At 38.8% G+C, this 18,224-nt stretch carries 13 protein-coding genes; all 13 read left to right on the top strand.

The window, feature by feature from the left end; all coding sequences use genetic code 11:
• Positions 1–2 precede the first annotated feature (2 nt).
• The 13 genes from miaB to NHH15_RS04615 are packed head-to-tail and all read left to right on the top strand — an operon-like array spanning position 3 to position 18,211.
• Positions 3–1,460: a tRNA (N6-isopentenyl adenosine(37)-C2)-methylthiotransferase MiaB gene (gene miaB / locus NHH15_RS04555; protein WP_262065468.1), complete on the top strand. Its 1,458-nt coding sequence runs from the start codon at positions 3–5 to the stop codon at positions 1,458–1,460.
• 11 nt (positions 1,461–1,471) lie between these two features.
• The gene (mutS, locus tag NHH15_RS04560; RefSeq protein ID WP_330639148.1) at positions 1,472–4,132 is read left to right on the top strand and encodes a DNA mismatch repair protein MutS; all 2,661 of its coding nucleotides are present in this window, start codon (positions 1,472–1,474) and stop codon (positions 4,130–4,132) included.
• A complete protein-coding gene (mutL, locus tag NHH15_RS04565; protein WP_262065469.1) occupies positions 4,119–5,966 on the top strand; it encodes a DNA mismatch repair endonuclease MutL in 1,848 nt (615 codons plus the stop codon). Before mutS ends, mutL begins: the two co-directional genes overlap by 14 nt.
• A gap of 1 nt (position 5,967) precedes the next feature.
• Positions 5,968–6,900, top strand: coding sequence for a tRNA (adenosine(37)-N6)-dimethylallyltransferase MiaA (miaA, locus tag NHH15_RS04570; protein ID WP_262065470.1), 933 nt, complete (start codon positions 5,968–5,970; stop codon positions 6,898–6,900).
• Positions 6,893–8,158: a methionine gamma-lyase family protein gene (locus tag NHH15_RS04575; RefSeq protein WP_262065471.1), complete on the top strand. Its 1,266-nt coding sequence runs from the start codon at positions 6,893–6,895 to the stop codon at positions 8,156–8,158. Before miaA ends, NHH15_RS04575 begins: the two co-directional genes overlap by 8 nt.
• A complete protein-coding gene (locus NHH15_RS04580; protein ID WP_262065472.1) occupies positions 8,155–9,369 on the top strand; it encodes a BaiN/RdsA family NAD(P)/FAD-dependent oxidoreductase in 1,215 nt (404 codons plus the stop codon). The genes NHH15_RS04575 and NHH15_RS04580 overlap by 4 nt, the downstream gene beginning before the upstream one ends.
• On the top strand, positions 9,366–10,982 hold the full coding sequence (locus tag NHH15_RS04585; protein WP_262065473.1) for an NAD(P)/FAD-dependent oxidoreductase: 1,617 nt from the start codon (positions 9,366–9,368) through the stop codon (positions 10,980–10,982). The genes NHH15_RS04580 and NHH15_RS04585 overlap by 4 nt, the downstream gene beginning before the upstream one ends.
• A 24-nt stretch (positions 10,983–11,006) precedes the next feature.
• A complete protein-coding gene (radC, locus tag NHH15_RS04590; protein ID WP_262065474.1) occupies positions 11,007–11,696 on the top strand; it encodes a RadC family protein in 690 nt (229 codons plus the stop codon).
• Positions 11,697–11,715: 19 nt separating this feature from the next.
• Entirely contained in the window at positions 11,716–12,738 is a 1,023-nt protein-coding gene (locus tag NHH15_RS04595; protein ID WP_262065475.1) for a rod shape-determining protein, read from the top strand.
• A gap of 1 nt (position 12,739) precedes the next feature.
• Positions 12,740–13,600 carry a rod shape-determining protein MreC gene (gene mreC / locus NHH15_RS04600; protein WP_262065476.1) on the top strand — a complete coding sequence of 287 codons (861 nt, stop codon included), beginning with the start codon at positions 12,740–12,742 and terminating at the stop codon, positions 13,598–13,600.
• Positions 13,601–13,603: 3 nt separating this feature from the next.
• Positions 13,604–14,122 (top strand): rod shape-determining protein MreD, encoded by a 519-nt coding sequence (gene mreD / locus NHH15_RS04605; protein ID WP_262065477.1) that lies wholly within the window; start codon positions 13,604–13,606, stop codon positions 14,120–14,122.
• A 55-nt stretch (positions 14,123–14,177) separates the two neighbouring features.
• Positions 14,178–17,045 carry a penicillin-binding transpeptidase domain-containing protein gene (locus NHH15_RS04610; protein ID WP_262065478.1) on the top strand — a complete coding sequence of 956 codons (2,868 nt, stop codon included), beginning with the start codon at positions 14,178–14,180 and terminating at the stop codon, positions 17,043–17,045.
• A 53-nt stretch (positions 17,046–17,098) separates the two neighbouring features.
• The gene (locus NHH15_RS04615; protein WP_262065503.1) at positions 17,099–18,211 is read left to right on the top strand and encodes an FtsW/RodA/SpoVE family cell cycle protein; all 1,113 of its coding nucleotides are present in this window, start codon (positions 17,099–17,101) and stop codon (positions 18,209–18,211) included.
• Positions 18,212–18,224 lie beyond the last annotated feature (13 nt).

Consider the following 18,224-nt stretch of genomic DNA (forward strand, 5'->3'; position numbering starts at 1 on the left):
CGATGTCATACAATAAAGAACTACATGACAAAATTGAAAATATTGACTTAAATAGCGAAGCACCAATAGAAGAGCCACAAAGACAGTATTATTACATAAAAAAAGCAAAGAGCTATATTACAGCCTTATCCCAGAAGCTGGGACGCCCTTTGACTCATAAGGTTGTAAATTTCGGTTGTCAGATGAATGCTCGAGATGCCGAAAAGCTCGAGGGAATCTTAGAAGAAATTGGATACGTAAAAGGAGAAGATGAAGATTCAGACTTTGTTATCTTTAATACCTGTACCGTAAGAGAAAATGCCAACACAAAAGTGTACGGCCGCTTAGGACGATTAAAACCATTGAAGAAGAAAAATTCAAATATGATGATTGGTCTGTGTGGCTGCATGATGCAGGAAGAAAACGTAGTTGAAAAACTACGTCAAAGCTATTCCTATGTAGATCTTATTTTTGGCACCCACAATGTATATAAACTGGCTGAGTTAATTGTGAACCGCCTGGAATCAAAGAGCTCCGTCATTGATATATGGGAGGATACCAATAATATTGTGGAGGATCTGCCTTCAGAACGAAAATACTCTTTTAAATCCGGTGTCAATATTATGTTTGGATGTAATAATTTCTGTAGTTACTGCATTGTTCCCTACGTAAGAGGACGGGAGAGAAGCAGAAAAAGCAAAGACATTATAAAAGAAATCCAAGCATTAGTTGCAGACGGCGTGGTAGAGGTCATGCTTCTGGGACAAAATGTAAACTCCTATGGTAAGAACTTAGAAGAGCCTATGAGCTTTGCACAGCTTTTACAGGAAATCGAGAAAATTGATGGCTTAAAACGCATTCGGTTTATGACTTCTCATCCAAAGGACTTGTCCGATGAACTCATTGCTGTAATGAAGAACTCAAAAAAGATTTGCAAACATCTTCACCTTCCAGTGCAAGCAGGGAGCAATCAGATTTTAAAGAAAATGAATCGAAAATATACGAAGGAAGGTTATCTTGAGCTGGTATCAAAGCTAAAAGCTGCCATCCCTGATTTGTCATTAACAACAGACATTATTGTAGGATTCCCTGAGGAAACCGAAGAAGATTTCGAAGAGACTATGGATATCGTAAAAAAAGTGCGCTACGACTCAGCGTTTACCTTTATTTACTCAAAAAGAACGGGAACACCGGCTGCAGCTCTCCCGGATCAAGTGTCCCAAGATGTAGTCAAAAATCGATTTGACCGTTTATTAAAAGAAGTACAGAAAATATCTGCGGAAGTCACGAAAATTCATGAAGGAAAAGTGATGGAGGTTTTAGTGGAAGACGTAAACCAACAAGACCCCACCCTCATGACCGGAAGGCTTAGTAATAATCTATTGGTTCACTTTAAAGGAAATCAAGACTTAATCGGTGAACTGATTAATGTGAAACTTACAGAATGCAAAGGCTTTTATTATGCTGGAGAAATAGTGTAAAGGAGATTATTTTGGCTGAATTAACCCCAATGATGCAGCAATATATGAACACAAAAAAAGAAAACCCGGACTGTATCTTATTTTATCGACTGGGAGACTTTTATGAAATGTTTTTCGAGGATGCTTTAACTGCCTCAAAGGAATTAGAAATCACACTGACCGGAAAAAGTTGCGGACTGGAAGAAAGGGCTCCTATGTGTGGAGTTCCTTATCATTCTGTAGATGGCTACTTAAACCGGCTTGTATCCAAAGGCTATAAAGTTGCAATCTGCGAACAAGTAGAAGACCCCAAGACAACAAAAGGTCTTGTCAGACGAGAAGTCGTACGAATTGTAACTCCAGGAACCAATCTGGATACAAAGGTGTTGGATGAAACAAAAAATAATTACCTTATGTGTATTGTTTACATGACGGAGCGCTTTGGAATTGCCATATCCGATGTAACAACAGGAGAGTTCCTGGTAACAGAATTGGATAATCCCGAAAAAGTATTAGATGAAATTTTAAAATATGCGCCTGCTGAAATCATATGTAACGATTCCTTCTACATGAGCGGATTGGATATTGATGACCTGAAAAGCAGAATTCAGCTCTCCATTGCCACCTTGGATACCTGGTATTTTGATGAAGATATTTGTAAAAAGGTCTTGTTAGAGCATTTTCATGCAAGCAGCACAACAGCTCTTGGTTTAGAAGATTTAGATTGCGGTCTTATCGCCTCAGGAAGCCTCTTTTCTTATCTTCGGGAAACACAAAAGAATTCTCTTTCTCATATTTCAGAGCTTCGAATCTATTCATCTGGTCGTCATATGATCTTAGATAACGTGGCAAGACGAAATCTGGAGCTGACAGAAACCATAAGAGAAAAACAAAAAAGAGGCAGCCTTTTATGGGTTTTGGACAAAACCAAAACTGCCATGGGAGCAAGAGCTCTTCGCAAACAAATCGAACAGCCTCTTCTTGAAAAATCTAAGATTAACGAACGATTACTAGCCGTTGAGGAACTTAAAAATCAAGTTTTCGAACGAGAAGAAATTCGTGAATATTTAAACCCTGTTTATGACTTAGAGCGTCTTCTTAGTAAGGTAACCTATCAGTCTGCAAATCCCAGGGATTTAATTGCATTCTTAAGCTCCCTTCGTATGCTTCCTCATATCAAAACTGTTATGGACGAGTTTACAAGTCCTCTTTTGAAGACACTCCATGATACCTTAGATCCTCTGGAGGACTTATATACCTTGATTTATGACGCGATACAAGAGGATCCCCCTCTTGCTATGAAAGAAGGAAATATAATTAAGGAGGGATACCACAGCGAGGTCGACACCTTAAGAAGTGCCAAAACAAAAGGGAAAGAATGGCTGGTTGAACTGGAAAATAAAGAGCGGGAAAAAACAGGAATTAAAAATTTGCGTATAAAGTACAATAAGGTTTTCGGATATTATCTTGAAGTAACCAATTCCTTTAAAGATATGGTTCCAGATTACTATACTCGAAAGCAAACTCTTGCAAATGCTGAGCGTTATATTATTCCCGAGCTGAAAGAATTAGAAGATACCATTCTAAACGCCGAGGACAAACTCTACGCATTAGAATATGAACTCTTTGCCGGGATACGGCAAACCATTTCTGATGAAGTCCGTCGTATTCAAAAGACGGCAGGAATTATCGCAACACTTGACGTGCTTGCATCCCTGGCTTACGTGGCTGAAAAAAACAACTATGTAAAACCCTCTTTAAATGAAAGAGGTATCATAGATATAAAAGAAGGACGACACCCTGTCGTAGAAAAAATGATTCCAAGTGGTTCCTTTGTGACGAATGATACCTTCTTAAACGATAAAAAGGATCGGATTTCTGTTATTACCGGACCAAATATGGCAGGTAAATCAACTTATATGAGACAAACTGCTCTTATTGTATTAATGGCTCAGATTGGTTCCTTTGTGCCTGCTGCAAAAGCAAATATTGGCTTAGTAGACCGTATTTTCACCCGGGTAGGAGCTTCTGATGATTTGGCTTCCGGGCAAAGTACTTTTATGATTGAAATGAACGAGGTTGCAAATATTCTCAGAAATGCAACTGGGAAAAGTTTATTGATTCTTGATGAAATTGGACGGGGAACCAGTACCTTTGATGGTTTAAGTATAGCCTGGGCTGTAATTGAACACATCAGTGATTCAAAACTTCTCGGTGCAAAAACATTGTTTGCAACCCATTACCATGAATTAACAGAACTAGAAGGAAAAATCGAAAATGTAAACAATTACTGTATCGCCGTAAAAGAAAAAGGCGATGATATTGTTTTTCTCCGGAAAATTGTAAAAGGTGGAGCTGATAAAAGTTATGGAATCCAGGTAGCAAAACTGGCCGGTGTTCCAACCACTGTAATCGAACGGGCAAAAGTCATTGTGGAAGAATTGGATCATGCAGATATTACAAATAAAATAAAAGACATTGAAATATCCGGGAAAAAGAGAACCCAGAAAAAAGTATATTATGATGAGGTGGATCTTGCTCAAATGTCACTTTTTGACACCATAAAAGATGATGATGTTTTAAAAGAAATCGAAGAACTGGAAATATCAAACTTAACACCTCTCGAAGCCCTAAACACACTTTTTCAATTACAAAACAAGTTAAAGAACAGGTGGGATTATGAATCAAATTAACGTTTTGGATCAACTTACAATTGATAAAATAGCCGCCGGTGAAGTAGTAGAACGACCTGCGTCTATTGTAAAAGAATTATTGGAAAATGCCATCGATGCAAATGCCAGCTCCATTATTGTAGAAATCAATGATGGTGGTATTTCCTATATTCGTATAGCGGATAACGGAGAAGGTATTTCACGTGAGGATGTGCGAAAAGCTTTTTTGCGCCATTCCACCAGTAAAATCAGAACGGAAGCTGATTTGAACTCCATTTCTTCACTAGGCTTTCGTGGTGAAGCACTCTCCAGTATTTCAGCAGTATCCCAGGTAGAGATGGTGAGCAAACCAAAGACACAGGATTTCGCAATTCGCTATCAGATTCACGGCGGAGTAGAAGTGGATTTTTCTGAAACAGGTGCGCCCAACGGCACTACCTTCGAGATTCGTCAAATATTTTATAATACACCTGCCAGAAGGAAATTTTTAAAAACAGCAATGACAGAAGCCGGTCATATTTCTGAGGTTATTTCAAGACTTGCCTTGTCCCATCCTGAGGTTTCTTTTCATTTTCTGAACAATAATCAGACAAAGCTTCATACTGCCGGAAACGGAAATCTAAAGGATACGATCTACCATATGTATGGCCGGGAAATTGCCACTAATTTGCTCCCGGTATCCTTTGATAATGGCCGGATTTCCATATCCGGATTTGCCGGGAAGCCAGAAATCACAAAAGGGAACCGCAGCTATGAGACATTTTTCTTAAATGGAAGATATATCAAAAACCATATCATTTCAAAAGCAATTGAAGATGCATACAAAGACTTTACAATGCTCCATCGTTTCCCTTTTGTTGTTTTGAATATTGAAGTGAATAAAGAGGCAGTCGATGTCAATGTCCATCCCACAAAGATGGAAGTGCGCTTTTCCAACTCCAGCGAGATTTACGATGGCATCTATGAGGGCATTAGCACTGCTTTACATGAAAAGGAACTGATTCCTGTTGTGGAGCCTTCTGTAAAGCCTATGATAGAAAAAGTACCAGCCTATTCTACACCGGTTACCTCACAACCCAATATTGTGAAAGAGGAAAAGCCATCTCCAAACTTGAATTACTATCTGGAAGAAATGAAAAAGCGTGTTTCTGCTTATCATGAAAAACCAAAAGAGGAGACTCCTTCTGTAGTGCCAGCAGTGTCACCAAAAGACACCCCAAGTGCTCCAGTTCAGCTCGATCTTTTTGAAGAAAAATTATTGAAACGAGATGTTAAAACAACCTATCGTTTGATTGGCCAAGCATTTGAAACCTATTGGATGATTGAAAAAGATGAAAAGCTATATATCATCGATCAACATGCTGCCCACGAACGAGTATTGTATGAAAAAATCATGATGCAGCTTAAGGAAAAGGATCATACTTCTCAAATGATTCAGCCCCCTATTATTTTGCAGCTCTCGATGAAAGAAGCAGACCTTCTGCGAAAGAACTTGGAGGCCTTTGAAAGAATTGGATATGAAATTGAAGATTTTGGTCAGGATGCTTTTACTGTAAGAGGCGTTCCTGGTAACCTTTACAGTATTGCAAAAAAAGATTTGTTAATGGAAATGATTGACTCCCTATCTGATGATTTTAATCAAAAATTGACACCAGATATATTGGATGAAAAAATCGCATCCATGTCTTGTAAAGCTGCTGTAAAAGGAAATGTGCTTCTGTCTAAAAACGAGGTTGATCAGTTAATCAGCGAGCTTCTTGAATTGGACAACCCTTATCACTGCCCACATGGACGTCCAACAATTGTGTCTATGACAAAAAGAGACATCGAAAAAATGTTTAAAAGGATTATTTAAAATGAAAAAACCCTTAATTATAATATCTGGACCAACTGCAGTTGGAAAAACAGAACTTTCAGTTGCATTGGCAAAAAAAATAAACGGTGAAATCATCTCTGCTGATTCCATGCAAGTTTATCAGGAAATGAATATTGGTTCTGCCAAAATCACCTCGGAGGAAATGGAAGGCATTCCCCATCATTTGATTGATGTTTTAAATCCGAGAGAAGATTTTAATGTGGTGACATTCAAAAAAATGGCACTCGAAGCAATGGATAAGATTTACCAAAAAGGAAAAATCCCTATTCTTGTAGGCGGTACAGGATTTTATATTCAGGCATTGCTCTATGATACGGAATTCGCAGAAAACAAAGAAGACAAATCTTACCGTAATTATTTAGAAAACATTGCAAAAGAGGAGGGTAAAGAAGTTCTTTTTGACATGTTAAAAAAAGTGGATGAAAAAAGTACGAAAATTATTCATCCTAATAATGTAAAACGAGTCATTCGTGCTCTGGAATTTTTCAACGAAACAGGTTCTCCTATTTCGGAGCATAATAAGCGTGAAAAAGAAAAAGAATCTCCCTATCAATATTATTACTTTGTTTTAAATATGGAACGGGCAATTCTTTATGATCGGATTGACAAACGGGTGGATATTATGATAGAAGAGGGTCTTGTTGAAGAAGTTACCCACTTGAAAGAATTAGGATTAACTAAAAACATGGTCTCTATGCAAGGCCTGGGATATAAAGAAATCTTAGCCTTTTTAGAAGGTGAGATCACACTGGAAGAGGCAATCTATTTAATTAAAAGAGACACAAGACATTTTGCAAAAAGACAGCTCACATGGCACAATGGGAAAAAAGATGTGATCTGGATTGAGAAGAATGAAGATTCTCTGGCAACAATCTTGTCTTGTTTAAAAGGAGATATGAATATTTATGTATAGAGAACTTGGAATCAGCGAACTTGTAGAAACATTTGGGACGAAAATAGAAGAGAAGCTCACAAATCGCTTTCAAAAAATTGATGATGTTGCAGAATACAATCAACTTAAGGTAATCAAAGCAATGCAAGACAATAAAGTAAACGTTTCTTGCTTTCAATCTGCAAGTGGATATGGCTATGATGATGTGGGACGGGACACATTAGAAAAGGTATATGCAAGCATTTTCCATACAGAGGATGCCTTGGTACGTCCTATGATTGCTTGTGGAACTCACGCTCTTAATATCGCGTTATCTGCAAATTTAAGACCGGGAGACGAACTATTTTCACCGGTGGGAAAACCTTACGATACCCTTGAAGGTGTGATTGGCATCCGAAAAGAAGAAGGTTCTCTAGCTGAGTACGGTATTACCTATCGGCAGGTGGATTTACTGGAAAGTGGAGATTTTGATTACGAAAACATCAAAAAATCCATTCACGAAAAAACAAAAATGATTACCATTCAACGGTCAAAAGGATACCAGACAAGGCCTACTCTTAGCGTCCAAAAAATCGGCGAGCTTATTTCATTTATCCGAACAATAAAATCAGATGTCATTATCATGGTTGATAACTGTTACGGTGAATTTGTCGAAAATATTGAGCCTTCTGATGTTGGTGCAGATTTAGTGGTTGGTTCTCTGATTAAGAATCCCGGTGGTGGTTTGGCACCGATTGGCGGATATATTGCCGGAAAAGAAAAGTACGTAAGAGCTTGTGCATATCGGTTAAGTGCCCCAGGACTAGGAAAAGAAGTAGGCGCTTCCCTTTCTGTTATGCAATCCTTTTATCAAGGATTGTTTTTAGCTCCTACCGTAGTCGCATCTGCTCTAAAAGGAGCAATCTATGCAGCAAATATTTATGAGGCTCTTGGCTTTTCGGTTTATCCAAATGGAAGAGAAGACCGCTTTGATATTATTCAAGCTGTTACTCTTAATAGCCCGGAAAGAGTAATCGCCTTTTGTAAAGGAATCCAAGCTGCTGCCCCGGTGGACTCTTACGTTTCTCCAGAACCCTGGCCAATGCCTGGTTATGACAGCGATGTTATTATGGCTGCTGGAGCCTTTGTGCAAGGTTCTTCCATTGAATTAAGTGCTGACGGTCCTATAAAACCGCCTTACAACGTCTATTTTCAAGGTGGCCTTACTTGGCCACATGCAAAATTTGGTATTTTAATGTCCTTAGAATATCTCCACAGAGGAGGGCTTGTTTCTATATGAAAATAGGAATTATAGGTGGCGGCGCATCTGGAATGATGGCTGCCATTTCCGCAAAAAGAAAAAATCCCCAATATGAAGTTCATATTTTTGAACGCAATGAGATACTTGGGCGTAAAATAAACGCCACAGGCAATGGACGGTGCAACTTTACAAATCTCTGTTTTGATAAAAATTTTTATTTTGGCGAGGAGAGGGATAGAATCCTTTCCATATTAGAAGCTTTCTCTCCAAATGATACCCTTGATTTTTTCAATGATCTAGGTGTTCTTTATCATTTAAAAGATACCTATGCGTATCCCAGAAGCGAACAAGCTGCAACCGTGGTAGATGCCTTTACCCAGGAACTTAACCATCTTGGCGTTGTACTTCATTGTAACGCGGCTGTCACTGCAGTGGACAGAACTAAGCAGGGATACTGTCTTCGAACGGAACAACAAAATTTTTTCTTCGATAAAATAATCATTGCATCAGGCAGCAAAGCAAATCCTAAGTTAAGTGGTTACGGTGATGGATACTTGTTTGGAAAAAAACTTGGTCTTCAAATTGTCCCCGTTCTTCCCGCTCTTGTACAGCTTGTAGTTGCCAACAATCCATTAAAAACGGCTGCAAAAACGCGCTGTTATGCAAGAGTTACTTCCGTGATTGACCAGCAAGAAGGTGATTCCCACAAAGGAGAGCTTCAAATTACTGATTACGGTATCTCTGGCATCTTAGTGTTTCAAATCAGCAGACATATTTCAAAAGCCTTATGGGAAAAGAAGAGGGCTTCTGTACTTCTTGATTTTATGCCCGAGTACACCAAAGAAGAAGTCCTTCGTCTATTAACAAAATACTTTTATCACTCACGGACTACTTCCTGTGAAAATGTAATGGCAGGTTTTTTCCATCGAAAGGTTGGTAAGGTTTTGTTAAAGCAAAGTGGTATAGATGGTAACAAAAAGAACACAACCATCTCCAAAAAGGACTTGGAAGTTCTTTTGAAAAATATCAAAGAAATGAAATTAACAATCACAGACACAAAAGGCTTTGACAGCGCACAAATTTGTCAGGGTGGAATTTCTCTCAAAGAAATCAACCCTCAAACTATGGAATCTTATCAGTATCCTGGGCTTTATATCACAGGAGAGGTTTTAGACGCCGACGGGATTTGTGGAGGATATAACCTCCAGTGGGCTTGGGCAACAGGAAATCTTGCAGGGAGAAATGTATGATTCGAATTAGTCAATTAAAGCTTCCCGTTACCTACAGTGACGAGGAACTGAAGCAAAAAATACTGAAAACATTAAAAATAAAAGAAGATTTTCTTCTTTCCTTTGAAATTCGTAAACGCTCAATGGATGCAAGAAAGAAACCGAATATCTTTTATGTATATACCATTGATGTCCTCTTAAAAAACGAAAAAAAATCATCCTACTTTCACGGACCAAATGTTACTTCTGTCAGTAAGGAGGTTCCTTTTTCTGTAGAAATAGAAGGAGAGAGACCTCTTTGTCATCCTCCTGTTGTAATTGGGAGCGGACCGGCAGGTTTGTTTTCTGCCCACCTCCTTGCAAGTTTGGGCTATCAGCCAATTTTAATCGAGCAAGGGGATGACGTAGATAAGAGAGCTGCTATCGTAGATTACTTCTGGGAAACTGGTGAACTAGACCCTTTTACGAATGTACAATTTGGAGAAGGTGGTGCAGGAACATTTTCCGACGGAAAACTGAACACTCTTATTAAGGATAAGGATAAAAGAGGCCGATATGTATTGGAACTTTTTGTACGTCACGGTGCTCCGAAAGACATTCTTTATGACCACAAGCCACATATTGGCACCGATCTTCTTCGTGAAGTTGTAAAAGGAATCCGGGAGGAGATAATATCTCTTGGTGGTACGGTTCTTTTCAACCAAAAATTTGAAGGCATTATCAAAAACTCCAGCAATTGTCTCGAGGAGATTCTTGTAAAGAATCTCAAAGAAAATAAGACCTATTCAATAAAAACCTCTATCTGTGTCCTGGCTATTGGCCATAGTGCCAGAGATACCTTTTATCAACTCTTCAATGAAGGGGTTTGTATGGAGCCGAAGTCTTTTGCTCTGGGGGTTCGTGTTCTCCATAAGCAATCTTTAATCAACCGCTCCCAGTATGGAATCGAAATGGCAGATAAACTTCCTGCTGCCCCTTACAAAGTCACGGCTAATCTGCCCAATAGAAGAGGAGTCTATTCTTTTTGTATGTGTCCAGGTGGCTATGTTGTAAATGCCTCATCAGAAGAAGGACGTCTGGCAATCAATGGTATGAGCTATCATGATCGTGGAGGAGATTATGCAAACGCAGCAATTATTGTAACGGTTTCACCGAAGGACTATGCTTCCGAGCATCCCTTAGCTGGCATTGAATTTCAACGGACTTTAGAAGAAAAGGCCTACAGGATGGGAACAGGCTGTGTCCTATTGCAAACCTTTGGAGATTATCAAAAAAACAAACCTTCCCAAACCGGTCCCTCTCTTTGTGGTGCTGTAAAAGGCCAAATCAAATGGGGGAATGTCAGAGGCATTTTCCCTCTAGAATTAGGGGATGCTATTGAAGAAGGTATTTTGGCTTTTGATCAAAAAATCAAAGGTTACGCTTCACCTGATACACTTCTTGCCGGAATCGAGAGCCGGACCTCTTCTCCAGTACGTATACAACGGGATGAAAAGGGCCAGAGTAATGTCCGGGGACTTTACCCATGTGGAGAAGGTGCAGGCTATGCAGGGGGCATTACCTCTGCCGCTATGGACGGTCTCAAGATTGCACAATTCATTGCAAAGGATTTTAAGATATGCTATGATACCTAGGATAGTACGAGTCTGTAATTAATAATGAAACAATCAAATATAAAAGGAATTCATGAGTCTGAACGTCCCTATGAAAAATGTCTAAAACACGGTGTCAGCGCCCTGACAGATGCAGAACTTCTAGCTGTTCTTTTAAGAAGTGGAACCAGCGGAATCAATGTTTTAGATTTGGCACGATCCCTTCTCTATCAAGGTTCTGGAGATGGTATTTTATCGATTCACCACTATAACTATGAAACCTTGATTCAAAAAAAAGGCATCGGTCACGTGAAAGCAGTTCAGATATTGTGTCTTTCCGAGTTTACAAGAAGGCTCTCGCAAGCGAAAGCGAAAGAGCCTTTATGTTTTACCAATCCTTCCACCATTGCAAGCTATTATATGGAAGAATTACGACACAAAAAGCAAGAACAAGTAAAACTCTTGATGTTAAATACAAAAGCAGGACTTATTGGGGAGAGAGATATTTTTAAGGGGACAGTCAATGCAAGTATGATAACACCAAGAGAATTATTTATTGAGGCTTTAAAATCTCAGGCAGTTTCCATTATCCTGATTCACAATCACCCCAGTGGAGATCCAACTCCCAGCAGCGAGGATATTGTGATTACCAAGCGGATAGAACAGTGTGGAAAACTAATTGGAATTGATCTTTTAGATCACATTATAATTGGTGACAAATGCTATGTTAGTCTCAGGCAAAAAAACTTGCTGTAACAGAGAAAGGGGAGCAACTGTGGTGCGAAATGTATACGGACTTGATTTAGGGTCCAGTGAAATAAAGATTTACGACAAAAGACAGGATAAAATTTGGTCAGAAAAGACGGTTTTAGCCCTCTCTAATAGAACGGATATTCTCGCTTTTGGCAACGACGCCTTTGAAATGTACGAAAAAACTCCCGGTAATATCGAGGTTGTCTTTCCCATGAAAGAGGGTGTTATCTCAAAATTTGACAATATGCAGAATTTACTTTCTTTGCTTTTGAGAAAAGACAAGAACTTTTCAAGAGGGTCTGCCTACGTAGTTGCAGTTCCTACTGATGTAACTGAAGTTGAGAAGAAGGCCTTCTTTGATTTAGTAATTCATTCGAATGCAAAAGCCAAAGAGGTAAATATTGTTGAAAGGTCTATTGCCGATGCGATAGGTCTTAATATTGATGTAGAAAACACAAACGGTGTTATGATTGCCAACTTCGGTGGTGAGACTACGGAGATTTCTGTATTAGCCGGTGGCGGTATGGTTCTGAATAAATTGGTTAAAATCGGTGGTTATCATTATGATCAAGCCATTGTAAACCTGGTACGACGCAGTCAGGACTTTTTAATTGGAATGAGAACTGCTGAGGTGCTTCGCAAAGAATTTTCTGTATTTAGTGATGATACTTTATCCGGTAAGGTGGTCTCAGGAAGAGATTTGATTACCGGTGTTCCTATGCAGAAAAACATCGGAATCAATGTGGTACGAGCTTCTATAAAAGATCCTCTAAATGAATGCGTGCGCGCTATGTTCTCCCTTTTGGATCGAACGCCCCCTGAAGTACGTAAGGCTATTTATGAAAATGGACTTTATATTACAGGTGGTATTGCCAATATGAAAGGCCTTGAGCATTATATCGAACGCTCTATTAATATCAAAACAAAAGTGGCTGCAAAACCAAGTGTTACCGCGATCCGTGGTTTGAACAAAATTGTCATGTCAAAAGAATTAAAGAAAATGGCTTATTCGATGTTAAACGAAAGCTACAGGTGGATGAGATAATATGAAAATCAGAAATTTAAATTCGATAAAAAGTAAACATTGGTTGCTTATTCTCCTGGCAGTAGGAGTGCTTTTGGTCGGAATTGATTCCCTGACAGATGGAAAAACTCCGATTCGCTATTTAACAAGCTACACCATTGTTCCTCTGCAAAAAGGAATTAGCAACGTAGGTGCCTGGATGAATGATTTTTCAGACAGTTACAAAACACTGGCTGAGATGAAGGAACAAAATAAGGAATTGGAAAATCGTGTAAATGAGCTTACGACAGAGAATATTCGTTTGAATCAAAATCAATTCGAATTAGAAAGACTTCGAGATCTCTACAAATTAGACGAAGATTATTCGGATTATGAAAAAGTGGGTGCACGAGTGATTGCAAACAACGGAAGTAATTGGTTTAGTGATTTTCTTATTGATAAAGGCAGCAAAGACGGCATTAAGAAAAATGCCACTGTATTAGCCGGTGCCGGTCTTGTTGGGATTGTTACGGAAGTCAATAGCCATACTGCCATTGTGCGCTCCATTATCGATGATGCCAGCAATGTAAGTGGAATGATTTTATCTACGTCAGATACTTGTGTGGTCCGAGGTGATTTAACGGAACTTTCCAATGGAAAAATCCCCTTCGAAAAACTGGCCAACAATGATAATGTGGTAGAGGTAGGAGAGCAGATTGTAACTTCTCACATCAGCCCTTCTTTTTTACAGGGTATCTTAATCGGATATGTGAGTGAAGTCAATGTTGATGCCAACAAACTAACCCGATCTGGATATATTACACCAGCGGTGGATTTTTCAAAACTGCAAGAGGTCTTAGTCATTACAACTACAAAGGAAGAACTCACTCAGAGTAAGGAGTAGGCTATGAAAAGAAAAATAATTACAGGCATTATTATTGTCCTCTGCTTTCTCTTACAGACAACGGTATTTGATGCTCTTTCATTTTCCCATATAAAGCCCAATTTACTCATAATCGTTACTGCATCTTTTGGATTTATGCGAGGGAAAAAATCCGGTATGTTTGTAGGTTTTATCTGTGGCTTATTAAGTGATATGGCCTTTGGTAATATTTTAGGCTTTGATGGAATTATTTTCACTCTTATTGGATATGGAAATGGATTTTTCCATCGTATCTTTTTTGACGATGATATAAAGCTTCCCCTTGCCCTCATTGGCATCAGTGATTTCCTGTATGGAGTCGTGGTGTATTTAACAGCCTTTCTGCTGCAGGGAGATTTCCGTTTTCCTTATTATCTTCTCCATGTCATTTTACCCGAGCTTGTATATACAATAGTAATTACCTTGGTACTGTATCAAATCATTCTTTATATTAACAAAAAACTAACAAAAGAAGAACAAAGGAGTGCAAGCAAATTTGTCTAATTTATGGAATAAAATTCGGAATGGACTCTCGTTTCTTACTCAAACGAGAGTCTATATGATAATAATTATAATATGCATACTGTTTTCTATTCTCCTTGGCCGCATTTTTAATTTGCAAATCATAAATGGCCAAGGGTATTCTGATGATTATAAACTACAAATATTGAAGACCAAAAGAGTCCAGGGTACGCGAGGAAACATTTATGACCGTAATGGAAAACTGCTGGCTTATAGTGAATTATCCTACTCTGTTACCATTGAAGACAATGGCGAAAGCAGTAACGAAGAAATTAATAAAGTCATTACTTCTGTTATTCAGATTGTGGAACGTAATGGCGATTCCATGGTGAATGATTTTGGGATTTTTCTGGATCAAGACAATGTCTATCAATTCGTTGCCCAGGATGAAACCCAAAGACTTCGTTTTATAGCGGATATTTATGGTTTGACTACGATCGATAAGCTTACCACAGAACAACAAAACAGCACTGCCGAAGAAATGATGGACTATCTATGTACTGATAAGTCCTATGGCTATGGAATTAATACGAAAAAGCTGGAAAAGACAGAAGTTCTAAAGCTTGTCACCATACGTTACGCCATTGCTTTGCACAGCTTTGAAAAATATATTGAAATTACAATGGCGGAGGATGTGTCCGACGAGACTGTGGCAGATATCATGGAAAACTTAAGCTCCCTTCAAGGCATCGATATCAAAGAAGACTCATTAAGACGCTATACCGACAGTGAAACAATGGCCTTTCTGATTGGATATACAGGACACATTTCAACGGATGAATATAATTCTTTAAGCAAAGAAGAGAAAAAGAACTATTCTCTAACAGATATTGTAGGGAAATCTGGACTGGAACAGAAAATGGATTCCTACTTACAGGGAGAAAAAGTAGAAAATAAAATCTACGTTAATAACGTTGGGAAGGTGATTGATGCCGAATCCGAAAAAGAACCGAAGGCTGGTAATGATTTATACCTTTCCATTGATGCAGATTTACAAAGAGTGGCTTATCACGTACTTGAACAGGAGTTGGCAGGAATTATTGTATCAAAGCTTACGAATGTGCTGGATTTTGACCGTTCTAATTTAGAAAGCAGTAAAGATATTCCCATCCCCATTGGTGATGTGTATAATGCATTAATTGCAAATGAAGTTTTAAACATTCGCCACTTTACTTCTGACGACGCCGGCGTGAAAGAAAAAGAAGTTCAAGGAATTTTCGATGTAAAAAAGGCCCAAGTTCTGGAGACTGTTTCCGGAATCTTGAATGACCCAAGTTCTGGAACGTATAACGAACAGTCCAAGGAGATTCAGGGCTATCTAAGCTATATTGTCAACAACATGCTTACATCTGCTGATCAGGTTATACAGGCAAAAAGTATTGATACAGAAGACGAGACCTATCTGGCTTGGCTGGATGGAAGTATAAACATTCATACCTATTTGAATTATTTGATTTCCAAAAACTGGATTGATTCGTCAAAATTAAATGTCAGTCAAGATCAAACAGCGAAATATTCCGACTCCACGGAGCTTTATGAAGGCATGAGTAACTATATACGTACGGAACTAAATACAGATCATGGTTTCGATAAACTGGTTTACGAGTCGTTAATTCGTTCTGGCGAAGTATCCGGTTCACAATTGGCTTTGATTCTGTATGAACAAGGTGTACTTCCTGCTGACGAAGGAACTGTAGAGGCTCTTAATAATGGAAGTCTGACTTCCAATGATTTTTTTGTTGCTAAGATTACAAACCTGGAGTTAACTCCTGGTCAATTGGCCTTAGAGCCTTGTACCGGCTCATTTGTTATGACTGATACAAATACGGGCAAGGTGTTAGCTTGTGTCTCCTATCCAGGCTACGATAACAACCGCCTTGCGAATACAATGGATTCCACTTATTACAACAAGCTGGTAAATGATAAGGCAAAGCCTTTCTATAACAACGCAACACAGGAAGCAACGGCTCCCGGTTCTACCTACAAGCCTATCGCAGCCATTGCAGGGCTGTCAGAGGGTGTTGTAACGACGGATACCATTGTAGCTTGTGATGGTGTTTATAAAAAAGTTGAGCCCAATATCCGTTGTTGGATTTATCCCGGTTCTCACGGAAATCAAGACATTACTTCTGCCTTGGCAAATTCCTGTAATGAATTTTTCAACGAAATTGGTTATCGCCTCAGTCTAAAAGGAAATGGCCTCAGTATCAATGATGGCACCGAGAATGCGACAGGAGATGAAACTGAGACTTATTACTCCAGCACACTGGGAACGAATAAATTAGAAACCTACGCAAATAAATTTGGTCTGGGAGAACCTTCCGGTATCGAAATATCAGAAACAGAACCCCATGTATCCACCGAAATGAGTGTCCCTTCCGCCATTGGTCAGGGCACAAATAACTTTACAACTAGTCAGCTTGCCAAATATACAACAACCCTTGCAAACGGAGGCGTGTTATACGATTTGTCTGTTTTGAATAAGGTAGTAGATCAAAAAGGAGAGATTGTGGAAAGCTTTGATGCCGTTGAAAAAAACCGTGTTACCGATATTGCATCTGAATCTTGGGGTGTTGTTCAAAATGGTATGAGAAGAGTCGTAACAGAAGGACTCAGCACTGTTTTTAGTCCTCTGGAAGCCAATGGTATTGCAGTGTCCGGTAAATCTGGTACTGCTCAGCAAAGTGACGAACATGCAGACCACGCACTCTTTATTGGATTTGCTCCCAGCGATACTCCACAGATTGCATTTGCCACAAGAATTGCAAATGGTTATACTTCAACCTATACCGCAGAAGTTGCCAGCGATATCTTACGTTACTATTATCAGATTGCATCAGAAGAAGAAATTCTGACAAAATCAGCAAAAGACCTCTCGACGACCAGCACGGCCCAGCGAGACTAAAAAGTGAGGAGATTTTTCCATTGAAATCGGATAAACTAAAACGAATATATAAAATGATATTTAAGTCCTATCATTTACGAGATTACAAATTCCTGCTTATTATCAGCATCTTAATACTGTCTACGATTGGAATTTTAGCAGTAGGCAGCGCAAGACCTGATTTGCGAAACCGCCAAATTATGGGGGTGGCAATGGGTCTTGTCATTATGGTTGTTGTCTCCTTAATTGATTACAAATGGATTTTAAGCTTCTATTGGATTACTTATGCATTTACAATATTATCTCTTGTTTCTGTACTTATTTTTGGTGTGGAAAGAGGAGGGGCTACTCGATGGATTGACATAGGCTTTGTCCAATTTCAGCCTTCCGAACTATCGAAAGTTTTACTCATTTTGTTTTTTTCTCAATTTGTTATGAAGCATAAGGACAACTTAAATTCAAAATGGACTTTATTTAAATATGCTGTTTTATGTGGAATTCCTTTGTTCTTAGTCGTAGTCGAACCTAGTTTAAGTAGTACTATAACCATTTCCCTGATTTTAATTACAGTGATTTTGGCCGGTGGCTTAAGTTTCAAGCTAATTGGTGGAGTTCTTTTAGTGTTAGCCCCCCTTGCCATTATCTTTTTAAGCATTGTTGTTCAACCAGATCAAAAACTATTAAAAGACTATCAACGTGGAAGAATAATGGCCTTTATCCAGCCGGAGAAATATGAGTCCACCCTGGCTCACCAACAAAATAATTCTGTCATGGCAATTGGAAGCGGTCAATTACAAGGAAAAGGTTTAAATAATAACACAACAACCTCTGTTAAAAACGGGAATTTCATCTCAGAACCACAGACAGATTTCATTTTTGCAATTATTGGAGAAGAATTAGGTTTTATAGGTTGTTCCCTTGTTATTGCACTAATCTTGTTTATTGTGATACAATGTATGTTGATAGGGATAAAAGCCTCAAATTTTGCAGGATATTTAGTCTGCTGTGGAGTAGGGGGCTGGATTGGCATTCAAAGTTTTATAAACATCGGGGTTGCAACAAAGCTATTGCCTAATACCGGTGTACCACTTCCTTTTGTGAGTTATGGTTTGACATCCCTGGTATGCTTATTTCTAGCAATCGGAGTGGTCTTAAATATTGGTTTGCAACAAAAAAAATATAAGTAAGAGAGGTTTACCC

The organism is Aequitasia blattaphilus (assembly GCF_024721305.1).
GTDB lineage: Bacteria > Bacillota > Clostridia > Lachnospirales > Lachnospiraceae > Aequitasia > Aequitasia blattaphila.

Coding starts and splice junctions, on each gene's coding strand:
- miaB (WP_262065468.1), top strand. CDS start 3: ATGTCATACAATAAAGAACTACATGACAAAATTGAAAATATTGACTTA.
- mutL (WP_262065469.1), top strand. CDS start 4,119: ATGAATCAAATTAACGTTTTGGATCAACTTACAATTGATAAAATAGCC.
- miaA (WP_262065470.1), top strand. CDS start 5,968: ATGAAAAAACCCTTAATTATAATATCTGGACCAACTGCAGTTGGAAAA.
- NHH15_RS04575 (WP_262065471.1), top strand. CDS start 6,893: ATGTATAGAGAACTTGGAATCAGCGAACTTGTAGAAACATTTGGGACG.
- NHH15_RS04580 (WP_262065472.1), top strand. CDS start 8,155: ATGAAAATAGGAATTATAGGTGGCGGCGCATCTGGAATGATGGCTGCC.
- NHH15_RS04585 (WP_262065473.1), top strand. CDS start 9,366: ATGATTCGAATTAGTCAATTAAAGCTTCCCGTTACCTACAGTGACGAG.
- radC (WP_262065474.1), top strand. CDS start 11,007: ATGAAACAATCAAATATAAAAGGAATTCATGAGTCTGAACGTCCCTAT.
- mreC (WP_262065476.1), top strand. CDS start 12,740: ATGAAAATCAGAAATTTAAATTCGATAAAAAGTAAACATTGGTTGCTT.
- mreD (WP_262065477.1), top strand. CDS start 13,604: ATGAAAAGAAAAATAATTACAGGCATTATTATTGTCCTCTGCTTTCTC.
- NHH15_RS04610 (WP_262065478.1), top strand. CDS start 14,178: ATGATAATAATTATAATATGCATACTGTTTTCTATTCTCCTTGGCCGC.
- NHH15_RS04615 (WP_262065503.1), top strand. CDS start 17,099: ATGATATTTAAGTCCTATCATTTACGAGATTACAAATTCCTGCTTATT.